The following is a 20,675-nucleotide window of genomic DNA, read 5'->3' on the forward strand; positions in this document are numbered from 1 at the left end:
GTACGCCACATGGCCGAAAAAACACGCGCACCGTCTGACCGCCTGCCGGTTAGCCAACGTATTGATAGCAAGGTAGAAAGCCATCCGTTACGCCGTAAGATGCGGCCCACGGACTGGGCCATCAAGGGCGAGCTGTTTTTGAATTGCTCTTGCACCATGTTCTGTCCTTGTGTCGTGTCGCTTGGTGCGCATCCGCCCACGGAAGGGCATTGTCACGCGTGGATGGCGATTGCGATTGATGAGGGCCATTTTGAGGGTGAAGACCTGTCAGGTCTTAACGTTGGTCTGCTGGTGGATATTCCCGGTCGTATGGGCGAGGGCAACTGGCGCGTGGCGGCATATGTGGATGAACGCTCAACGCAAAAGGCCTATAATGGGCTGTTGAAAATCTTCAGCGGTGCCGCGGGTGGCACAACAGGGCTGTTCACGTTCCTTGTCTCCGAAATCATTGGTGCTGAGCGCGAAAAGGTCGAAATCACACGCGACGGCAAGAAGCGCGGGCTTTATATCGGCCGTAAGATTGCTGGTGAGATTGAAATGATCGACGGCGCGAGCCCTGACCATCCGGTTATGATTTCCAATTCCAAGTACTGGATGGGGCCGGATATTATTGCGGCTAAGGGTCTTAAGTCCAAGGTGCGCGACTATGGTCGTGTTTGGGATTTTGGTGGCATGTCCGCGGAAATTTGTCCGATTGACTGGAAGGGGCCAAAGGCGTGATTTCGCCTGAATACTGCCAAACGATGGCGCGGTATAATCAATGGCAAAACAATGGCTTGCGTGACATTGTTAAGTCAATGAGCGATGATGAGTTAAAGTTGGATCGCGGCGCGTTTTTCGGGTCCATCCTTGGAACGTTGAACCATTTGCTTTGGGGTGACACGCTTTGGATTAGCCGCTTTGATGGTGGGCCAAGCACGGATGTTTCAATCCCTGATAGCCTCGATTTTATGGCCAATGGTTCGGATTGGGCCGCTGAGCGGTTTCGCGTGGATGGCCGGATCAATGAGTGGGCGCGCAACGTCGCAACGATTGATCTCGTTGGCGATCTGCATTGGTATTCCGGTGCTTTGGGGCGTGACATGACCAAGCCTAAGGCGATCTGCGTGATGCAATTGTTCAACCACCAAACCCATCACCGCGGGCAGGTGCATGCAATGCTGACGGCTGCGGGGCAAAAGCCCAACGATACTGATCTTCCTTTTATTCCAGAGGGTTAAACGAGCATGGCTATTATTGCAGGATCGCGCCGTATTCGGCGCACGCCGTTCTCTGATGGCGTAGAGGCGTCCGGTGTCAAAGGCTACACGGTCTATAATCATATGCTTCTTCCCACCGTGTTTCGCTCGGTTGTAGAAGACTATCACCATCTGAAATCTGCGGTGCAGGTTTGGGATGTATCAGTAGAACGACAGGTCGAAATTCGCGGGCCGGACGCGGCAAAGCTCATGCAAATGCTGACGCCACGTGACCTTCGCGGGATGCTGCCCGGTATGTGCTATTACGTGCCGATGGTGGATGAAACCGGTGGGATGTTGAATGATCCTGTTGCGGTTATGATCACGGACGATCGGTATTGGGTGTCCATCGCGGATAGTGATTTATTGTTTTGGGTCAAAGGATTGGCCTATGGACTTCGTCTGGATGTTTTGGTGGATGAACCTGATGTTTCTCCGCTTGCGATCCAAGGGCCCAAAGCGGATGAGCTGGCAGCGCGGGTGTTTGGTGACAAGGTGAAAGACCTTAAGTTTTTCCGCTACGGGTGGTTCGACTTTCAAGGCCAGCAGATGTTGGTCGCACGGTCGGGTTATTCCAAACAGGGCGGTTTCGAAGTCTATGTTGAGGGCACGCAAAACGGCATGCCGCTTTGGAATGCGCTGATGGAGGCGGGCAAGGATCTTGATGTCTATGCGGGCTGCCCGAACCTGATTGAACGGATTGAGGGTGGGTTGCTGTCGTATGGCAATGACATGAACCGCGACAACACCCCGCATGAGGCAGGTTTGGGGCGGTTTTGTTCAACGCAGACTGCGATTGGCTGTGTAGGCCGCGATGCATTGTTGCGTGTGTCCAAGGAAGGCCCTGTAAAACAAGTGCGCGCACTGCGCATTGAGGGTGATTTGCCACCCTGTGATCGCGGATGGCCGCTGATGGATGGGCAACGACAGGTTGGCATTGTGACGTCCGCCGCGTGGAGCCCAGATTTTGAAACAAACGTCGCGATTGGCATGGTGCGGATGACCCACTGGGAGCCGATGACCGACGTAGATGTCGTGACGCAAGCAGGGGTTTTCCCTGCGGTCGTGCAAGAAACGTTTTGGATTTAGCGCCTATTGCACCGTCGGAGCCACCGGCGGGAGTTTTTGGGCCAAGATGAAGTTAGGAGAAGACTATGTTTAACGCTTTGATGGTTGAGAAGGACGACGACGGCAAAACCAGCGCGTCCGTGCAGCAGATTGATCTGGATCGGTTGCCCGAAGGCGACGTCACGGTTGCGATCGAATATTCGACCGTGAACTACAAAGACGGGCTGTGCATTGGGCCAGGTGGTGGTTTGGTACGCAATTACCCCCACATTCCCGGCATCGATTTCGCAGGGACCGTCGAGGCGTCCGATGACCCGCGATACAAGGCAGGTGATAAGGTTGTGTTGACCGGCTGGCGCGTCGGCGAGGCGCACTGGGGCGGTTATTCCCAAAAGGCCCGCGTGAAAGCCGATTGGTTGGTTCCGTTGCCCGATGGTCTGGACGCACGCCAAGCGATGGCCGTTGGAACGGCTGGATTTACGGCCATGCTCGCCGTAATGGCGCTTGAGGATCATGGGATCAAAGACGGGCCTGTGCTGGTCACGGGTGCGGCTGGTGGCGTCGGGTCCGTTGCGACTGCGATCTTGGCGAACTTGGGCCATGAGGTTGCCGGCGTTACGGGACGGCCTGAAACAGCGGACTATTTGAAGTCCCTTGGGGCAACGCAGATCGTGGCCCGTGAAGAGTTGAACGAGACCACCAAACGCCCGCTCGAGGCTGAAGTTTGGGGCGGTTGTGTTGACGCTGTTGGCGGCGAGATGCTCGCGCGCGTACTTGGGCAGATGAAATACGGGGCGTCTGTGTCGGCTGTGGGCCTTGCAGGTGGCGCGGGGCTTCCGGCGACTGTCATTCCGTTTTTGCTGCGCGGTGTGAACCTGCTCGGGATCGATTCAGTCATGCAGCCTTATGATAACCGTGTCCGTGCTTGGGCGCGAATTGCCAAAGATCTGCCGATGGATAAGCTTGAAGCGATGGTCCAACCGGCTGTCTTGTCTGACCTGCCAACACTTGGTCGCGACATTCTAAAGGGCCAAGTGAAGGGACGCGTTGTTGTTGATGTGAACGCGTAAACGACGGTCCGCGCGTTTGAGGTTCTGCTCGGAGCCTCCGGCGGGGATCTTTATAAAACAAAAGCAAATGGGTGGCGTGAAAGCACCGTCTTTCTTTGATTTGGGTGTGTGAATGCGTCTGGCTGATACGGAACTTTTACCTCGCCTCTTGCGCGGGGGCCTTTCGGGGGGGTATTTGCGTTGTAACGCAGATCACGGTGAACCGACCAAAGGCGTGAAAAAAGTCGGGCAGCGTTAAAGCTGAGGAGCAGAACAATGCCGACTATGGGAAGATTGATCGGGGCGATCCTGTTTGGGGCGCTTGCTTGGTACACAACGACTCTGATTGTACCTCTGTTCCCTGAGGGAACGAATTTAGGGTTGTTCCAAGAAGTGAACACGTTCTTTGGTTTGGTCGCTGGTTGGACTGTCGCAGGGCCGCGGGCGGGAACGGGATATGTTGCGTCATTTAGCTATGGGCTGACCGCATTGGTCTCTATGGTCGTGATGGCTTTGTTCTTTAATTCCTTTGTTGTGATGATCGAGCGTTCCTTGCGCAAACGCTATGATGGCGCCGGTGAAGCTGTGACGGACGTCTTTGCGTTGTTTATGGAGCACGGGCTGATGATCCTGACGCCGGAAATCATCACCACATTGCTGGTCGGTGGCGTGGTCGGCGGCCTCGTGACTGAGGTGTTCGGTCGGCGGTTCACCTAATGGACCTATTCATTTTCGGCACTTTGCTGCACATGCCACTTTTGGAAGTGGTGAGTGGTGATTGCGACATAGCCAAGCGTATTACATGGGCCGTTCGTCCCGGTTACCGTGTGAGCCGTGTTGATGGCCATGAGTTTCCGATGATGCATGAAGACGCCGACAGTGTTGCCGAAGGCGTGGTTATTGAAGGCCTGAGCGACACGCAGCTTGAGCGATTGGACTTCTACGAAAAAGCATTCGACTATGATCGCGTTGATTTTGTTGTCCTCGATAAGGATCAGGCACCGCGCAGCGTCACCGCCTATGTGCCAGCGCAAGGGCGTTGGACGCCTGCGGAACCGTGGAACCGTCAACAATGGATTTCCGAGCTTGGCGCAGTGACCAAAATCGCGGCGCGTGAGGCGATGGCGGCCCTTGGAACCATGACTGCGCAGCAGATGGGCGCGCTTTATGAGAGTATGATGGCGCGCGCGGCGTCCCAGCACCGCGCTGCGAGCTCGTCTGGTGGGGGCGGCATGGGGCGCGCGGATGTGCATCTGATCGAAGCGCGCAAGCAATACGCTGGTTTTTTCAACGTGGAAGAGTTGGACTTTACGTTTCGCCGTTTTGATGGGTCAATGTCAGAGCCGGTAAATCGTGCGGTTTTCGTTGGCGTGGATGCGGCTATTGTACTGCCCTATGACCCAGTGCGGGACCGCGTGATGCTGGTCGAACAGTTCCGCCCCGGTGCATATTTTCGCGGCGATCCGAACCCGTGGACGATGGAACCCGTCGCGGGACGCATTGACCCCGGCGAAGGCCCCGAAGAAGCCGCGATCCGCGAGGCGAAAGAAGAGGCGGGTATTAATATTTCGTCCCTTCAATGCGTGTCAGCGGCCTACCCAAGCCCTGGATCAACGACAGAGCACTTCTATGTTTTCATCGGCATCACCGACTTACCTGATGGGGCAGAAGGTATCGCGGGTAAGCTGTCAGAGGCTGAAGATATCCGCTCGCAGGTTATGGATTGGGCGGACTTTGATGATGCGTTGAACGCTGGCGAATACAGGCTTTTGCCGCTGCTTGTGGCAGGGCATTGGTTGGCACGTAATCGTGAGACATTGCGCGCATCTGCTTGAAGGTGTGCGAACGCTCGCCTACACCAGTAACAAATGTGAAAGGCGCACCAATGACCATCCGAACTGACCTCGCTGACGCAGTTGGCAACACACCCCTTATCCGTCTGAAAGCCGCCTCTGAGGAGACAGGGTGCGAGATTTTGGGCAAAGCGGAATTTATGAACCCCGGTCAATCGGTTAAGGACCGCGCGGCGTTATTCATTATCCGTGATGCAGTGGCCAAGGGGCTGCTGAAACCGGGTGGCACGATTGTCGAAGGCACGGCCGGAAACACCGGCATCGGCCTTGCACTGGTTGGCGCGTCGATGGGGTTCAAGACGGTCATTGTCATTCCCGAAACGCAATCGGAAGAAAAGAAAGAAATGCTGCGCCTTGCAGGGGCTGAACTGGTGCAAGTCCCAGCGGCGCCGTACCGCAACCCGAACAACTTTGTTCGCTATTCTGAACGGCTCGCAAACGAGCTGGCCCGCAACACCAACGAAGGTGTGATCTGGGCCAACCAGTTTGACAACGTCGCCAACCGCCAAGCCCATATCGAAACCACTGCGCCTGAGATTTGGGAACAGACGGGTGGTAAGGTTGACGGGTTCATCTGTGCTGTTGGATCTGGCGGTACGCTGGCAGGTGTCGCGATGGCGCTCCAGCCTAAGGGCGTAAAGATCGGCCTTGCGGACCCAGACGGGGCAGCGCTGTTCAACTATTACACCAAAGGTGAGCTGACCATGACTGACGGAAGCTCTATAAACGAGGGCATCGGTCAGGTGCGCATCACCAAAAACCTTGAAGGCCTGACGCCGGATTACAACTATAACATCCACGATGCGGATGCTTTGCCCTATGTGTTTGATCTGCTCCAAAACGAAGGCCTGTGTTTGGGCGGTTCAAGTGGTGTGAACATCGCTGGTGCCGTTCGGATGGCCAAAGACATGGGGCCGGGCCACACGATCGTGACGATTCTGTGCGATTACGGAACGCGCTATCAGTCCAAGCTTTTCAACCCTGAATTCCTGCGGGAAAAAGGGCTACCCGTGCCAAATTGGTTGGACAAAGAGCCGCTTGAAATTCCAACGGTATTTGAAGACGTATGACCTTCCTTAGAGGCCTGTTGATCGCACTTTTGATCGTCGCGTCGCCAGCTTGGTCACAAGACGAAACAACCGTGCCGCTAGAGCCTCTGGATCAGTTCGTGGTTTCTCCGCTTGTGGGTACATTTAGCGATGAGGCCGAATGGGATACGTTCGCCAACCGTGTCGAAACGGCGATTGAAGCGGGCCTCGCGTCCAACTCGGTTCTCGCGGAACTGCGCGGCGAGCTTGCGGATTGGCGTGATACTTTCCTTGAGCGCCAGTCTTTAAATGGGCCGCGCATTGCGACAGTAAGTTCGCAGATTGCCGCGCTCGGTGATGCACCGGAAAGCGGGGAGGAGGACACGCGCGTTGCTACTCGTCGCTCTGAGCTGACGGCACAACTGAATGAGCTAAGTGTGCCCGCCACATTGGCGACCGAAGCCCACACACAAGCCGATGGGCTTATTGGCGAGATCGACAATCTGATCCGCGAACGGCAAACACAGACGTTCTTGACGCGCACCCTGTCTCCGTTGAACCCAAGCGGATGGGCCACAACATGGGAGTCTGTTGGAGACGCCGCGCTTGGCGTTAAGGCAGAGGTGGAAAGTGAAATCACCAACCCAAGCCGGCAGTCCGAACTCGTCAGCAACCTGCCTGCCATTTTCGCGCTTCTCGCGCTTGCGCTGGTGTTTTTGTTCCGCGGGCGGGCTTGGTACCTGATCGGGGCAAATGCAATAGCGTCCCGCTTTCGGCGCGGCCACGCGGTTGCGCAGTTTGTCCTGTCGCTTGGGCAAATCATCATTCCGCTCGTCGGGGTTGTTGCGCTGGCAAAGGCACTCGAATTTACAGGCATGTCTGGGCGTCGCTTAGGTGCGCTTATCGAGGTAATTCCGCTATACGGGTTTCTGGCCATCGTCGGGCATTGGCTTGCGGGGCAGTTGGCACCGTACAACATGGACGAAGATGCGCATCCACTTGGGATGTCACCGCAGGTGTCATCACGGACGCATACGCGGCTTATCATTCTGGGCTATGCTATGGCGTTGTTCGGGCTCGTTTCCGTGTTCGTATCGTCCAATAATTTCAGCACGGCATCCGAAGCATTGGTGATGTTCCCGTTCGGCTTTTTGCTTGCGTGGGCACTGTATTTGTTCGGAAAAATTATCCGCAAAAGCGCCGCTGATATGCGCGATGATGCATCGCGACAGTTTCGGGCTGGCTTACGGACGACAGTAGGTCGCGGACTGATGCTTGCAGCGGTAGGTGGTTTTGTTTTGGCGTGTTTGGGATACGCCAATGCCTTTGAGGATGTCATTTTCCCAGCGAGCTTGTCGGTCATGGTCTTGGCTGTTTTGTTGCTTTTGCAGCGTTTATCGGTTGATGCCTATGCGCTGTTTTCCAAAGGCGAGGGTGTCGCGTCTGAGGCGCTGATCCCTGTGTTGATCGGTTTTATTCTCGTTCTTCTTTCCTTGCCTGTTTTTGCGTTGATCTGGGGCGCACAAGTCACTGATATGACCGAGCTTTGGACGCGATTCCGCGAAGGGTTCAGCATTGGCGACACCACGATTTCACCAAGCAACTTCCTGTTGTTCGCAATTGTATTCGTCATCGGCTACACCATCACCCGAATGGTCCAAGGTGCGCTGCGCTCAACCGTTTTGCCACGTACCAAAATGGATGCTGGCGGGCAGAATGCTGTTGTCTCTGGCATGGGGTATGTCGGGATAATCTTGGCCGCCGTTGTCGCGATTGCGACTGCAGGGATCGACCTTAGCGGTTTGGCGATTGTTGCCGGTGCATTGTCCGTTGGTATTGGTTTTGGTTTGCAAAACATCGTGTCCAACTTCGTGGCTGGGATCATCCTGCTTATTGAGCGCCCGATCTCTCAGGGCGATTGGATCGAGGTCGGCGGGCAGATGGGCTATGTGCGCGACATCTCGGTGCGCTCAACCCGGATTGAGACCTTTGATCGCACAGACGTCATCGTTCCCAATGCCGATCTTGTCAGCAATCAGGTCACCAACTGGACCCGTGGCAACAACGTGGGCCGTGTGATCGTTCCGGTTGGCGTGGCTTACGGCACTGATACCGATATGATCGCTGGCATCTTGCAAGAGATCGCCGAGGCGCACCCGATGGTGCTGTTGAATCCGCCGCCGTCTGTTGTCTTCCAAGAATTCGGAGCCGACAGCCTTAACTTTGAGATCCGCGCGATTTTGCGGGATGTGAATTACGTGCTGTCCGTCAAATCCGAAATGAACCACGCAATCGCCAAGCGCTTTGTGGCGGAAGGGATCGAAATTCCGTTCGGGCAGCGCGACATCTGGTTGCGCAATCCTGAGGCGTTGGATTTTGGCGCTAAACGGCCAGCCCGAAAGCCAAGCAAACCGAAAGGTGACACAAAAGCATGACCAAGCCATTGTTCATTGAAGATGCTTATCAGCGTGACGCTGCGGCGCGGGTGTTTGCCGTGACGGACGAAGGCGGTATTATTCTGGACGAAACGATCTTCTACGCCACCAGTGGCGGGCAACCGGGCGACAGTGGGAAACTGACCTGGGACGGTGGTGAGATCGAAATCGCAACGGCTGTGAAAGGCGAGGGCGGCGCAATCATTCTTGTTCCAGCTGAACCTAACGCAATGCCAGCGGTGGGCGCGGTTGTAACGCAAGTGCTGAACTGGGAACGCCGCCATCGCCACATGCGCGTGCACACGGCACTGCACTTGTTGTCGGTGGTCATACCGCTGCCTGTGACAGGCGGGTCTATCGGTACAGAAAAGGGGCGGCTTGATTTCGATATGCCCGACGCGATTGAAGACAAAGCCGCGTTAGAAGACACACTGAACAAGCTCATTGAGTGTGATTTTGCAGTCAGCAACGAATGGATCAGCGAAGAAGAACTGGCCGCAAAGCCCGAGCTTGTGAAAACCATGTCCGTTGCGCCACCCAAAGGGGCAGGGCGCATCCGCCTTGTTCGCATCGGTGAGGGTGAAAACACCGCCGACTTGCAGCCCTGCGGCGGAACGCACGTCCGTTACACATCTGAGATCGGGCGCGTTCGTTTGGGTAAGGTCGAAAAGAAGGGCAAGCAAAACCGCCGCGTTTACTTGCACTTGGACACATGACGTTTCAGCTGACAGCCCGCCTTGTGGTGCTTGTCTGCGCGATCTTGTTCGTGATATTCTTGTTTGCCCCGCAAGCCTATTCGCCGCTTTACGGCGTTGAAACAAACCAAAGCGCGCAATTCATGACACGCCGCGCTGCGCCTATGTTTCTGGCTCCAGTGATCGTTTTATGGGCCGCGTCCAGCGCTGCGCACAGTAAGTTGCGCGAGGCTGTCGCTTTGGGTTTTGCGGTTATGTTTGCCGGTGTCGCCATGACCGGAGTGCTGGCCTGGATGCAAGGGACTGCCGCACCGATGATCCTGTTGGCGGCAGCGGGTGAGGTCCTGATTGCGGCACTTCTGCTTGGCACGCGTAAAAACTAGAACAAAGCGGCAAACGCCTCTTGCAAAGGTAGGGCTTTATTGGCTAAACGCCCCTCACGGACAGGTGGCCGAGTGGTCGAAGGCGCACGCCTGGAAAGTGTGTAGGCGGGAGACCGTCTCCAGGGTTCGAATCCCTGTCTGTCCGCCATGACCTTTTCTACCACCCGCATGAAACCCGATCCTTTGGCATAGTAAGCTCCTTAAAGGTGTTTTCCATGCAGTGTGGATCAATCTAACACCCCGAAATTGCTACACAATATTCTACACGGTAGGTCGATTGCGGGATGCGTTATGGGAGGATACCCCATGGATGTTCATGGGGCAGGGTGCCAGCGGGAAGACCTTCGCGACGGAAAGAGAGTTCAATTCCCATTCCACGATGGCCCACAGGGGGACGAAATGCGGACCTTAAATTTGGTGCGAGCGGTCAGAGTAATTGATCAGCAATAAACTCGGCCGCAGACATCAAACCAACTTGCGGGCGAACTCTTTAGCGAAAGGCAACTATCGTGTGACATGGGGGGGCAGATCCCGCCCCATAGCCTCATTCTCTTCTTTGTTCCGAACGCCAATATAGACGCCCGGGGGTTCGCCTTTGTTCGACATCATGTCGATGAAACCTGCGGATCGCGTAATTCGGGTGTGGTGTTTACGCGCCCAGTCAAAGTGAAGCGCCGCCAGCCGTTCAATCTGGTCTGCGTGAGCGGGATCGTTGCCAAGATCGACAAGCTCATCAGGATCGGATTGTAGGTCAAACAGCAATGGGCGCATTTTCTCAACGTGGATATATTTCCAACGTCCGTCGAAGATCATCGTCAGTCGCGCGTCGCCTTGATCAAGGCCCAACGGTTTGCGGGCTGCGCGGGTAGAATAATCGTATTCCGACACCGCATAGGTCCGCCAATCGTCCCCCGTATCGTGCAGTAATGTCGAAAGAGAACGGCCTTCTATAATGTGCGGTTTCGCCTCCCCGCCCATGAATTCAAGGAACGTCGGCGTAAGATCAATCGCCTCAACTAAGGCGTCGGTTGACGTGCCCCGTGTTGCATCGGCTTCGCTGCGCGGATCATAGACGATTAACGGAATTCGGGCAGAGCAGTCAAAGAAAAGGTCTTTTTCGCCCATCCAGTGATCGCCCATGTTGTCGCCGTGATCAGAGCAGAACACGATCATGGTGTCGTCCATCCGCCCCGTGTCGCGTAGATAGGCGAACAGACGGCCCATTTGATCGTCGAGCTCTTTGATCAGCCCCATGTAAACGGGTGCCACGATGTTGCGGAGCTCCTCGCCTGAGAAGGTTTGGTTAACCCGCATGTCCATCCATGCCTGCATCAACGGATGATCGGTTTGGCGCTCAGCGTCGCTGCGGTTTACGGGCGGCAAGTCGCTTGGCCCGTACATGTCATTGTAGGGGGCAGGCGCAAGATAGGGCCAGTGGGGTTTGATGTAACTCAGGTGACACAGCCATGGCTGGTCGCCTTGTTCTTCAATGAAATCGATACCGCGAGTGGTCAGCCACGCCGATTCCGAATGCTCCTTTGGCACTCGCGCGGGGAGGCCAGAGTTCTCTAGCATCCAACCAGAGCACATTTCACCGTCGGGCCCGATGGCCGTGTTGGCCCATTCTTCCCAAGGGTTATCGCCGTCCATGCCGTTTTCACGCAGATATCTATCGTAGTCTTCCCCACGGCGCATGGGACAGTCGGTATGGTTCTCGCCGTCGTCGCGCACGTATTCCTCAAAGCCGCATTGCGCGACCAAGGCCCCGATGGTGCTTTCAGGTGTGATGCCTAGGCGTTTCATACCCTCTGCATCCGGAAGCATGTGAGTTTTGCCAACAAGCGCACATTTTGCACCTGCTTCGCGCAGATGATCGCCCAGCGTGGGTTCCCCAACGCGCAGCGGAAACCCGTTCCACGTCGCTCCATGGCTACGAGTATAGCGCCCCGTATAAAAACTCATCCGGCTGGGGCCGCAAATGGGTGACTGGACGTAGGTTTTGTTGAACCGCATGCCTTGGGACGCCAGCCAATCAAGGTTGGGGGTGTCAATATGCGTCGCACCGTAGCAACTGAGGTAATCCCAGCGCAATTGGTCAGCCATAATGAAGAGTACGTTTTTGGCCTTACTCATATCTTTTCCACTTCTTGTTCTGCGAAATGCGGAAACGATCGAACGTTCTTTCGCTTTCGAATTCAGTCCAAAAACGCTTTCTCGACCACATAATGCGCAGGCTTTGAATTTGCGCCTTCTTCAAGGCCATAGTTTTCAAACATGTCCTTGAGTTCAAGATTGAACGCCATGTTGCCACAGATCATTGCGCGATCGGTTTGCGCGTTCAATGGCGGTACGCCAAGATCTTCAAACGCCTCGCCAGACTTCATAAGGTCTGTAATGCGGCCCATCTTTGGGCTCTCTTCGCGCGTTGTGGTCGGGTAATATTTGATCTTCTTCCTGAAGCCTTCACCGATCACATCGTTAAGCAACTCATCCGATTTCAAATCTTCGATCAGGTCACGGCCATACGTAAGTTCACCGACTTCGCGGCAGGTGTGGGTGATGATGATCTCATCGTAGTCTTCATAGGTCTGCGGCTCGCGCAAAAGGGATGCAAAAGGCGCAAAGCCAGTGCCGGTTGCAAAGAACCAAAGACGTTTGCCGGGGATCAAAGCGTCGTGAACCAAGGTCCCGACTGGTTTGGGGCGCAGGATAACCTCGTCGCCAACTTTGATGTGCTGAAGGCGCGATGTTAATGGGCCGTCAGGGACCTTGATGGAATAGAATTCCATTTCTTCGTCCCATGAAGGGGATGCGATAGAATAGGCGCGCAATAGCGGTTTTACTTTGCCTGTCTCGGGGTGTGGTTCGCCCATCAGGCCAATCATGACAAATTCACCGGACCGGAACCGTAATGATGCAGGGCGCGTACAACGAAAGCTGAACAGGCGGTCGGTATAGTGTTTAACCTCGGTCACGGTCTGCGCATCGGGCAGGGCGGGGACGGTTTTGGTGGGTGCAGTTGATGGGTCAGTCACGGGTGTTACTTCCTCATTTTCAGATGGTAGCGCTAAGAAACATCGTTTCGTTTTTTCGCCATGTGAATATCCCTAGGAAAGGGTGGGTGTGCGCCAAGGCCCTGAACAATATCGTAACTTGTATGAAACATGTTCGCCAAAGCGTCTTCGCCGACGATCTCTATGAGGTCTCGTTCGATCTGATCCCAAGTTTGGCGGGTCTTATGCAGAAAATCCTTACCGTTTGCAGATAGCACGAGCTGCTCTGAATAGGCGCGCCCTTGCGTTCGAGTGGATGGTTCAATCAATCCTGCCTTGCGCAACCGTTGCACCATTTGACTCATCGCGGATGCCGTCAGGCTAAGTGCTTCTCCAACGCGCGCGGGCACTGGGTCTTCAAGACGGTCGATGACATCCAAGACGCGGCCTTGCGTCGAGGTTCCACCGAAACCGGCAAGATCTTCGCGCAGCTTGTCAGAGATAATCTGGGCGGCATGCAGGATAGGGTGGAACTGGGGAATGCGGTCAACCATACCAAAGTTAATATATTGACTTTTGTTTTTTGCAAGTACAAAGTTCATGTGAGCGTAATCAAACGTGAGGGTTAAATCAGCTTTGGGAGGAGCTGATTTTAACAAGGAAACGCATCGCAAAGTCTGCGGGGTTTGCGTTCGACCACGAAGAAGGAGCTTCACGGCACAGACCTCAGATGGTCGCATTTCGTTGAATGGATCTACATCCCGGCATTCGCGTCCATCGAGGATAATAACACTAGGGAGGAAGACGAAATGAATAGCAAAATACTAGGTTTGATTGTTGGGCTGGGTGTATCCGCCTCGGCAATTGGCACCGCGATGGCGGAAGACGGAGAAAGAGGCACCCTGCGCTGGGGCACTTTCATCCCACCAACGTTCCCACTGAACCCAGATCAAGCAATTCCAGCCGGAACGATGGCGCAACTTACGCTGATGTACGACTCGCTTGTGGTCGAAGATCTTGATGGCATGCTTGAACCAAGTCTGGCCACGTCGTGGACTATCGACGGCAGCACCATCACCATGCAATTGCGCGAAGGCGTGGTTTTCCATGACGGAACGCCCTTTGATGCTGAGGCCGTAAAGGCAAACCTCGAACACACGCAGGCAAACGCCCTGCCTCCGATTGCTTTCCGATTGAATTCCATCGACTCCGTCGAGGTTATTGGCTCGCATGAAGTGCGCCTCAATCTGAAGTCTCCTGATCCCGTGCTTATCTATGCGTTGGCGCGCCAACCTGGCATGATGATCAGCCCCCAAGGCTTGGAAACAGCCAACACGACGCCGCTTGGGACTGGACCTTATGTGTACAACGCGGATGCGGGTATCGACGGATCGCTTTATCACTTCGACGCGTTTGACGGCTTTTATGACCTGTCGCAGCAAGGCTTTGATGCGGTCCAGATCAACGGAGTACCTGAGCCGGTTGCACGCGCTGCAGCACTGACGAATGGTGACATGGACGGCGTGCATATTACAGGCGCCGACGCAGCCGCCTTGACGGAGCAAGGGTTTACGGTGTCCGAGAACAAGTCGGTTGTCTTCGCTCTCGTGCCAATGGATCGTGATGGCACAATGGCGCCCGAACTGGCCGACCCACTTGTGAGGGAAGCTCTTCAGTATGCGGTTGACCGCGAGGCTCTGGTCGACGTGATCGAAGGCGGTATTGGGTCTGTAACCAATCAGCTTTACTCAGACCCCGCATCCCCTTGGCACATCGATGATCTGACAAATTACACCTATGATCCCGACAAGGCGAGCGCGCTCCTTGAAGAAGCAGGGGTCAGCGATCTTGAAGTAGATTTGCCCGTTGCTTTCATCTTCGGAAAACGCACTCAGGCGCTTGGCGGGTTGCTCCAGAATGTGGGTATCAGCGCCAATTTGGTTCCGGTCGATCTGCCACATGTTGCAACATACCTGAGCGGTAATTTCGGTATGGTCTACGCACCTGTAGAAGTCCTTCACCCGAAAGACTTCCTTGAGCAGTACATGCTTCCAAGAGGGCTCTTTAATCCGTTTGGGGTCGAGGATCCTGAGTTGATGGCCTTGTTTGAAGAAGCTTCCGCAGCGGCGCCTGAAGATGCAGATGCACTTTGGACCGAGTTGTTGAAGCAGTTTACTGAAGCGAACAACATCATTTTCGTAGCGAACTTCAGTGGACCCGTCGTAACCGGACCAAACCTCGAAGGTGTAAACCTGCGCATGCACATGCCGGCTACACCGACTTGGCGGTCCATGCGGTTCGCAGACTAGAGAGCGCATGAGCCCGCTGATGGCGGGCTCATACATTGCTAGGTCGATAAGGTGAAAGTCATCAAATGTTGATATTTTTTGGGCGAAAACTCGTCGGGGCGCTCGTTATGCTGATCGTCTTGTCGTTTCTGATTTTTGCCATCGCCGTGGCATTGCCCGGGAGTGCGGTTGACCTTCTGCTGCCCGCTAACATGCGCACAGTCGAAGCCGTGGCGGAGCTGGAGGCCGAGCTCGGCCTCGACCAGCCGGTTGTCGTTCAATACGTGAATTGGGCGATGGGAATGCTGAAAGGGGATTTCGGGAATTCCTTTTCTGACGGCCAAGCCGTATCGACGCGTATTGGACCAAAGGCGATCGTGACATTCCAATTGGCAATCGGCGGATTGATGGTCGGCGCGATCATCGGCATCACCGCCGGAGTGGTGTCCGCAAGGCGCGCGGGTTCCAAGCTCGACACAGCGATCAACGTCGTTGCGTCCACGGTGATTGCGGTCCCGCCGTTTTATGCAGCACTCGTCCTCGCTGTGATTTTCTCTGTTTGGCTCCAGCTCATTCCGTTTGGCGGCTACGTGCCGTTTAGCGACAGTCCGCTGGAATGGGTGGTGCGCATGGTATTACCATGGTTTGCGATTGGTATTCCGGGTGCAGCCTCACTCAGCCGCCAGACACGATCTGCGGTTCTAAAGGGGTTGGATGCACGCCATGTGCAAGCAACCCGAGCCTTAGGCTTCAGTGAAAACGCGGTCGTGCGTGGTCACGTCATGAGAAATTCGATGCTCCCTATTGTGACTGACATTGGCTTTCGAGCCACAGTCGTCATCGGGTCATCCGTGGTGGTTGAAAACGTTTTCGGCCTCCCAGGCTTGGGTCCGTATTTAATTTCCGCCGTGCAAACCAGAGATCTGCCATCGGTACAGGCCGCTGTTTTGGTGCTCTCGGGGGCTGTGATCATCGTCAACTTGGTTGTTGATTTAAGCTATGCGTGGCTAAATCCAAAGGTGCGAATTTCATGAGCACAGTCATTTCCAAAAACTCCGTTTCCAAGACTTCTAAGGCGACGCCTGACACGCCGAACCGACGGCTTTTGCGTAACCTTCGAAGCCAACCGCGCGTTGTCTTTGCGCTCGTCATCATCGCCATTGAGATATTTATAGCTGTCTTTGCACCTTGGATTGCGCCGCATGATCCTTCTGCGCAAAGCCTGCGCAACGTGTTGGTCGGACCAAGCATGGATCATTTGCTTGGCACGGATGATCTCGGTCGCGACGTATTCAGCCAGCTGATCTGGGGCTATCGATACGCAGCCATTTCTATTCTGGTTGGAGTAAGCACAGCCGCGCTTATCGGGATACCAACCGGACTAGCTGCGGGCTATTTTGGTGGACGTACTGAGCGTTCAATTATGTGGGTCGTGAATCTGTTCATCGCGTTGCCTGGCCTCATTATGCTGATTGCCGCATTCACATTGCTGCCTCCCGGGCTTATCCCCGCAATGGCGGCGGTTGGTGTTTTGCTGTCAGCGATCTATGTCCGACACGCGCGAGCAGCGGTGCTTGCGCAGCGCGAACAAACCTACGTTGAAAACGCCAAAGTGCTTGGTTTTTCCGATTTCCACATCATCCTGCGTGAGATTTTGCCAAACGCGTTGCCACCGTTGATCGTTCTGATGGCGATCACCATGGGTGTCGTGATTGTACTGGAGTCCGAGCTGAGTTTCTTGGGGCTTGGCGTGCCGCTAGATACCCCGACTTGGGGCCGTATGCTTGCCACCGCTCGGGAATTGCTCATCAGAGAACCGTTCCTCATCGTTCCACCAGGCATCGCGCTGATCCTCAACGTGGTTGCGTTCAACCTTCTCGCCGATGGGATCCTGCGAGCATTGGATCGCAAGCACGACATTCCGACGCCAAGCAAGGTCATGATGGCTTTGCACGGTGGTGGCCTGCCCAATGACCGCCAAGCCAGTGACGACGCCACAGTTGAAAAGGGTCTCCAGCTTTCAAACGTTTCTGTGTCGATACCGGCCGTTCGGGGGGAACCGATCAGGCTCATTCGCGATGTCGCGTTTTCCCTTAAGCCCGGCGAAACTGTGGGCGTGGTGGGCGAGTCCGGTTCAGGAAAAAGCATGACCGCCTATTCCATTGTCGGGATGCTGCCCTCAGCGATCTTGGTCAATGAGGGCTCAATCAAGCTTGATGGGCAAGAACTTGTCGGGAACAGCCGTGATGAATGGGAACAGATCCGTGGCCGTCGCATCGCCATCATGTATCAAGAACCCCACGCGTCAATGAACCCGACCCGAACGGTGGGGTCCCAATTGCGCGAAGTGATCAAACATCACCAAGGTCTCGATACAAATGCCGCAACCGCAGTCGCGCTCGAGCTGTTGAGCAAAGTTCGCATTCCAAACCCGCAAGAGATCATCAACACCTATCCGCACCAGTTGTCAGGCGGCATGGCTCAGCGCGTCGGTCTTGCTCGCGTGCTCGCGTGTAAACCTGAAACCCTGATCGTTGATGAACCGACCAGTGCCCTCGACGTTACGGTACAGGGTCAAGTGCTCGATTTATTGAAAGAGATCCAAGCCGACATGGGAATGTCGCTTCTCTTCATATCCCACGACATGGGTGCCATTGCCGAAATCTGTGATCAGGTGGTTGTAATGTACGCGGGCGAAGTCGTTGAAGACGGGCCGGTTGGCGAGTTGTTTAAACGCCCTCGCCACCCTTACACCGCAGCGTTGTTGAACGCTTCTCCTGAGCCCGAGATTGTTTCGGATGAGATGTTCGTTATCGAAGGCAGTGTTCCTTCAGCCACTGAATTCCCGCTTGGGTGCCGCTTCCACGCACGGTGTGACTTTGCGCACGACGCTTGCGCAGCAGGGCCGGTCGCTATGTTTACGCTGACAGAAGACCACCATGCCCGTTGTCGACGCGTCGATGAATTAGACTTCAACTTGCGAGATCGGACGCCATTATGACCACGCCAATGCTCGCCATTAACGATCTGAACGTAACCTACCCCGGGCAGAGGGGGCTGTTTGTTAAGCCCGAAGGATTTTGCGCAGTTGACGGTGTCAGCTTGTCCGTAGCGCCGGGCCAAACTTTTGGGTTGGTCGGCGAGTCCGGCTCAGGCAAGTCTACGGTTGCCAGAGCCGTTCTTCAGCTGGCTCCGGTAACGTCGGGCCAAATCATATTAAACGGCAAAGACGTTTCCAGTCCCAAGGGTGAGGCGCTCAAATCATTCCGCCGTGAAGTGCAGGCTGTATTTCAAGACCCAACCTCGGCGCTCAACCCGTCCATGACAATCGGGGACGCGATCGCTCAAGTCCTTAAGAAACATCACCTCGCGACTGGCACTGCGCATGAACAGCGTCAAGAAGCGGCGCGATTGTTGGACCTCGTACAACTCCCTTCCGCGATCGCTGGGCGGCTTCCAAGCGAATTGTCAGGAGGTCAGCGGCAGCGCATTGCGATTGCCCGTGCCTTGGCTGTCCAGCCCAAGGTAATCCTGTGTGACGAACCAACCAGCGCACTCGATGTTTCTGTCGCGGGTCAGATCGTAAACCTGTTTCGCGATCTACAGGCGGAAACCGGCGTGACCTATCTGTTCATCTCCCATGATCTTGGCACCGTACGACATATCAGCCAACGCATTGGCGTGATGTTGCAAGGCCGATTGGTAGAAGAAGGTCCGACCGAACAGGTGTTCGCAAACCCGCAACACCCTTATACGAAAATGCTCGTCGCCTCGACGCCGGTGGCCGACCCTGAACGCCAACGCTTGCGCGCAGATGTGCGGCGTAACTACGGATCGGCGCAGCTCGCACCTAGAGGTTCCGAAGGCTGTCCGTTCCGGACTCGCTGTCCTGAAGTCATGGACATATGCCACAGCAAGCTCCCCGAAGTCGAAAAAATAACAGACGGCGGGCAGGGCCGTTGCCACTTACTGAAACAGGAAAGATCATGACCAAAGAACGCGTGATGAAGACTGATGTGCTTGTAATCGGCGGCGGTATCGCTGGCGGGTATGCGGCAATCAAGGCCGCTGATGCTGGCGCCAGTGTTACCCTTATCGACAAAGGTTACATGAGCCGATCTGGCCAGTCGCCATACGTCGATAGTTTCCTCGTTTTCAATGAGGACTGGGGCGACAATCTCGATGAGTGGATGGATATGATCGGCCAGGTTGGCGAGCATGTTAATCACCGCGAATGGACGAAAGCAGGCTTTGTTGAATCCCACGATCGTTACGAGGAACTCGTCGAGTGGGGTGTTGAGTTTGCGAAACATGACGATGGAACGCTTTTCCGCAAGACTGCGAAACTTGGCCCTGCGAAAACGCTGTTCATGGAGCCAGCGAAAGTTCCAACCGTTCTGCGCGAACAGGCCTTGGCACGGGGCGTTAATATCCTCTATCGGCGTATGATCAACGATCTGCTCGTGCGGGACGGAAAGGTTGTCGGTGCCGTCGGTTTTGGAATTAAGGGCACTGCGCTCACTGTCATTGAATGCAAATCAGTGGTGTTAGCGACGGGTGCAAGTGGCATGAAAGGCCCGCACTGGCCAATTCATAGTTTGACTGGCGATGGGGATGCTATGGCCTACCGTGCCGGTGCTTCGATCACCGGAAAAGAGTTCATGGATCCGCATCCAACGAGCGCAGAAAAACCCGCGGACTTTAACTGGCAGTTCAAGTTCGGTGGTCAAAAGCTCGAAGACAAAGGGCCGCCTCAGGGGCATCTAACGAACGCTGAGGGTGATGTCGTGTCTCAACGTGGCACCCTGTTTCTGGAATTAGAATTTGAAGCCCACGCAGGGCGCGCGCCAATACAGTTCCACCCCGAAGGTGAGCGGGTTGAAGGACGCACCTTGGTAGGTGGCGGCGCGCTCGGTATGTCTATTCACAAGGCCGAGGGCGTTTGGGCCAAAGACATGAACGGCTGGAGTGGCGTGCCCGGCTTGTACGCAGCTGGTGATGCTCTCGGATCTATGGCCAGCGGTGCCACCTATGCGGCAATGGGCTTGTCGTCCGCCAATTGTACCGTGACAGGCGCACGCGCTGGAACGGCTGCTGCCGTCTATGCGGCGACAATCGATCAGACAAGCATCACGCCCGAACAGATTGAAGAGACACGAACAAGAATACTTGCGCCCATGGAACGCAAAGGCGGGTATTCCCCTGGCTGGGTTACGAACCTATTGCAGGGCTACATGATGCCGTACTTTGTCTTGATGGTGAAAGACGGGGATCGATTGCAGGCCACTCTGACGTTGATTGAATTCATGCGCGATCATCTTGTGCCGAAAATGTACGCCAAAGACGCACATGAACTTCGTTTGGTTCATGAAACCGCCAACATGGTCCTCAACGCCGAGATGCGTCTACGTGCCGGATTGTTCCGCACCGAAAGTCGCGGCTGCCATTATCGAGAAGACTTCCCATCGCGTGACGACGACTGGCTTGCTTGGGTTTTGATCGGTGAGCAAGACGGAAAGATGGTGCTTGAGAAAGAGCTGGTCCCCGATGAATGGAAACCGGATTTGTCGCGCCCCTACGTCGAACGCTACGAATGGCGTTTGCCGAACGAAGTCATCCCAACTGCCGAAGAAACAGCAAGGTAG

General features: G+C 55.2%; 18 protein-coding genes and 1 tRNA gene. 16 read left to right on the forward strand and 3 right to left on the reverse strand.

All coding sequences use genetic code 11. The features are described 5' to 3' along the window. The first annotated feature begins 9 nt into the window (after nucleotides 1-9). The 11 genes from OSB_RS06355 (at nucleotide 10) to OSB_RS06405 (ending at nucleotide 9,897) form a co-directional block, all read left to right on the forward strand. Entirely contained in the window at nucleotides 10-720 is a 711-nt protein-coding gene (locus OSB_RS06355; RefSeq protein ID WP_049834196.1) for a DUF1326 domain-containing protein, read from the forward strand. Then, nucleotides 717-1,220, forward strand: coding sequence for a DinB family protein (locus OSB_RS06360; protein ID WP_234967356.1), 504 nt, complete (start codon nucleotides 717-719; stop codon nucleotides 1,218-1,220). Before OSB_RS06355 ends, OSB_RS06360 begins: the two co-directional genes overlap by 4 nt. A gap of 6 nt (nucleotides 1,221-1,226) precedes the next feature. Beyond that, nucleotides 1,227-2,327 (forward strand): dimethylsulfoniopropionate demethylase, encoded by a 1,101-nt coding sequence (locus OSB_RS06365; RefSeq protein ID WP_049834197.1) that lies wholly within the window; start codon nucleotides 1,227-1,229, stop codon nucleotides 2,325-2,327. Nucleotides 2,328-2,392: 65 nt separating this feature from the next. Next, entirely contained in the window at nucleotides 2,393-3,376 is a 984-nt protein-coding gene (gene acuI / locus OSB_RS06370; RefSeq protein WP_049834198.1) for an acryloyl-CoA reductase, read from the forward strand. Nucleotides 3,377-3,631: 255 nt separating this feature from the next. Next, on the forward strand, nucleotides 3,632-4,072 hold the full coding sequence (locus OSB_RS16580; RefSeq protein ID WP_074202201.1) for a TrgA family protein: 441 nt from the start codon (nucleotides 3,632-3,634) through the stop codon (nucleotides 4,070-4,072). Then, nucleotides 4,072-5,190, forward strand: a complete 1,119-nt coding sequence (locus OSB_RS06380; protein WP_049834199.1) for an NUDIX domain-containing protein — start codon at nucleotides 4,072-4,074, stop codon at nucleotides 5,188-5,190. Before OSB_RS16580 ends, OSB_RS06380 begins: the two co-directional genes overlap by 1 nt. Before the next feature lie 50 nt (nucleotides 5,191-5,240). Further along, nucleotides 5,241-6,278, forward strand: coding sequence for a cysteine synthase A (locus OSB_RS06385; protein ID WP_049834200.1), 1,038 nt, complete (start codon nucleotides 5,241-5,243; stop codon nucleotides 6,276-6,278). Next, nucleotides 6,275-8,671: a DUF3772 domain-containing protein gene (locus OSB_RS06390; RefSeq protein ID WP_049834201.1), complete on the forward strand. Its 2,397-nt coding sequence runs from the start codon at nucleotides 6,275-6,277 to the stop codon at nucleotides 8,669-8,671. Before OSB_RS06385 ends, OSB_RS06390 begins: the two co-directional genes overlap by 4 nt. Next, complete coding sequence (locus tag OSB_RS06395) at nucleotides 8,668-9,387, forward strand: alanyl-tRNA editing protein (RefSeq protein WP_049834202.1); 720 nt, start codon at nucleotides 8,668-8,670, stop codon at nucleotides 9,385-9,387. Before OSB_RS06390 ends, OSB_RS06395 begins: the two co-directional genes overlap by 4 nt. Then, on the forward strand, nucleotides 9,384-9,749 hold the full coding sequence (locus OSB_RS06400) for a hypothetical protein (RefSeq protein ID WP_049834203.1): 366 nt from the start codon (nucleotides 9,384-9,386) through the stop codon (nucleotides 9,747-9,749). Before OSB_RS06395 ends, OSB_RS06400 begins: the two co-directional genes overlap by 4 nt. A gap of 58 nt (nucleotides 9,750-9,807) precedes the next feature. After that, nucleotides 9,808-9,897, forward strand: a tRNA-Ser gene (locus tag OSB_RS06405). Between the two features lie 356 nt (nucleotides 9,898-10,253). On the opposite strand, the gene OSB_RS06410 is transcribed toward OSB_RS06405, so the two are convergent. The 3 genes from OSB_RS06410 to OSB_RS06420 all read right to left on the reverse strand — a co-directional run bounded on the left by OSB_RS06410 (nucleotide 10,254) and on the right by OSB_RS06420 (nucleotide 13,296). Continuing rightward, nucleotides 10,254-11,882: an alkaline phosphatase family protein gene (locus OSB_RS06410; protein ID WP_049834204.1), complete on the reverse strand. Its 1,629-nt coding sequence runs from the start codon at nucleotides 11,880-11,882 to the stop codon at nucleotides 10,254-10,256. A gap of 62 nt (nucleotides 11,883-11,944) precedes the next feature. Beyond that, nucleotides 11,945-12,784, reverse strand: a complete 840-nt coding sequence (locus OSB_RS06415) for a ferredoxin--NADP reductase (protein ID WP_049834205.1) — start codon at nucleotides 12,782-12,784, stop codon at nucleotides 11,945-11,947. 32 nt (nucleotides 12,785-12,816) lie between these two features. Beyond that, on the reverse strand, nucleotides 12,817-13,296 hold the full coding sequence (locus tag OSB_RS06420; RefSeq protein ID WP_158454106.1) for a MarR family winged helix-turn-helix transcriptional regulator: 480 nt from the start codon (nucleotides 13,294-13,296) through the stop codon (nucleotides 12,817-12,819). A gap of 255 nt (nucleotides 13,297-13,551) precedes the next feature. Here OSB_RS06420 and OSB_RS06425 point away from each other — a divergent pair, with 255 nt between their 5' ends. From OSB_RS06425 to OSB_RS06445, 5 genes are all read left to right on the forward strand, one after another. Then, entirely contained in the window at nucleotides 13,552-15,051 is a 1,500-nt protein-coding gene (locus OSB_RS06425) for an ABC transporter substrate-binding protein (protein ID WP_049834207.1), read from the forward strand. Nucleotides 15,052-15,116: 65 nt separating this feature from the next. After that, nucleotides 15,117-16,064, forward strand: a complete 948-nt coding sequence (locus tag OSB_RS06430; RefSeq protein ID WP_049834208.1) for an ABC transporter permease — start codon at nucleotides 15,117-15,119, stop codon at nucleotides 16,062-16,064. After that, nucleotides 16,061-18,031 carry a dipeptide/oligopeptide/nickel ABC transporter permease/ATP-binding protein gene (locus tag OSB_RS06435; protein WP_049834209.1) on the forward strand — a complete coding sequence of 657 codons (1,971 nt, stop codon included), beginning with the start codon at nucleotides 16,061-16,063 and terminating at the stop codon, nucleotides 18,029-18,031. Before OSB_RS06430 ends, OSB_RS06435 begins: the two co-directional genes overlap by 4 nt. Beyond that, a complete protein-coding gene (locus tag OSB_RS16585; protein WP_049834210.1) occupies nucleotides 18,028-19,020 on the forward strand; it encodes an ABC transporter ATP-binding protein in 993 nt (330 codons plus the stop codon). Before OSB_RS06435 ends, OSB_RS16585 begins: the two co-directional genes overlap by 4 nt. Next, on the forward strand, nucleotides 19,017-20,675 hold the full coding sequence (locus OSB_RS06445) for an FAD-dependent oxidoreductase (protein ID WP_049834211.1): 1,659 nt from the start codon (nucleotides 19,017-19,019) through the stop codon (nucleotides 20,673-20,675). The genes OSB_RS16585 and OSB_RS06445 overlap by 4 nt, the downstream gene beginning before the upstream one ends.

The organism is Octadecabacter temperatus (assembly GCF_001187845.1).
Lineage (GTDB): Bacteria > Pseudomonadota > Alphaproteobacteria > Rhodobacterales > Rhodobacteraceae > Octadecabacter > Octadecabacter temperatus.

Excerpts from the sequence above, each read along its gene's own strand:
- OSB_RS06395 (WP_049834202.1), top strand. The coding sequence starts at position 8,668 with ATGACCAAGCCATTGTTCATTGAAGATGCTTATCAGCGTGACGCTGCG.
- OSB_RS06390 (WP_049834201.1), top strand. The coding sequence starts at position 6,275 with ATGACCTTCCTTAGAGGCCTGTTGATCGCACTTTTGATCGTCGCGTCG.
- OSB_RS06435 (WP_049834209.1), top strand. The coding sequence starts at position 16,061 with ATGAGCACAGTCATTTCCAAAAACTCCGTTTCCAAGACTTCTAAGGCG.
- OSB_RS06430 (WP_049834208.1), top strand. The coding sequence starts at position 15,117 with ATGTTGATATTTTTTGGGCGAAAACTCGTCGGGGCGCTCGTTATGCTG.
- OSB_RS16580 (WP_074202201.1), top strand. The coding sequence starts at position 3,632 with ATGCCGACTATGGGAAGATTGATCGGGGCGATCCTGTTTGGGGCGCTT.
- acuI (WP_049834198.1), top strand. The coding sequence starts at position 2,393 with ATGTTTAACGCTTTGATGGTTGAGAAGGACGACGACGGCAAAACCAGC.
- OSB_RS06365 (WP_049834197.1), top strand. The coding sequence starts at position 1,227 with ATGGCTATTATTGCAGGATCGCGCCGTATTCGGCGCACGCCGTTCTCT.
- OSB_RS06445 (WP_049834211.1), top strand. The coding sequence starts at position 19,017 with ATGACCAAAGAACGCGTGATGAAGACTGATGTGCTTGTAATCGGCGGC.
- OSB_RS06425 (WP_049834207.1), top strand. The coding sequence starts at position 13,552 with ATGAATAGCAAAATACTAGGTTTGATTGTTGGGCTGGGTGTATCCGCC.
- OSB_RS06380 (WP_049834199.1), top strand. The coding sequence starts at position 4,072 with ATGGACCTATTCATTTTCGGCACTTTGCTGCACATGCCACTTTTGGAA.
- OSB_RS06355 (WP_049834196.1), top strand. The coding sequence starts at position 10 with ATGGCCGAAAAAACACGCGCACCGTCTGACCGCCTGCCGGTTAGCCAA.
- OSB_RS06410 (WP_049834204.1), bottom strand. The coding sequence starts at position 11,882 with ATGAGTAAGGCCAAAAACGTACTCTTCATTATGGCTGACCAATTGCGC.
- OSB_RS06400 (WP_049834203.1), top strand. The coding sequence starts at position 9,384 with ATGACGTTTCAGCTGACAGCCCGCCTTGTGGTGCTTGTCTGCGCGATC.
- OSB_RS16585 (WP_049834210.1), top strand. The coding sequence starts at position 18,028 with ATGACCACGCCAATGCTCGCCATTAACGATCTGAACGTAACCTACCCC.
- OSB_RS06420 (WP_158454106.1), bottom strand. The coding sequence starts at position 13,296 with ATGGTTGACCGCATTCCCCAGTTCCACCCTATCCTGCATGCCGCCCAG.
- OSB_RS06385 (WP_049834200.1), top strand. The coding sequence starts at position 5,241 with ATGACCATCCGAACTGACCTCGCTGACGCAGTTGGCAACACACCCCTT.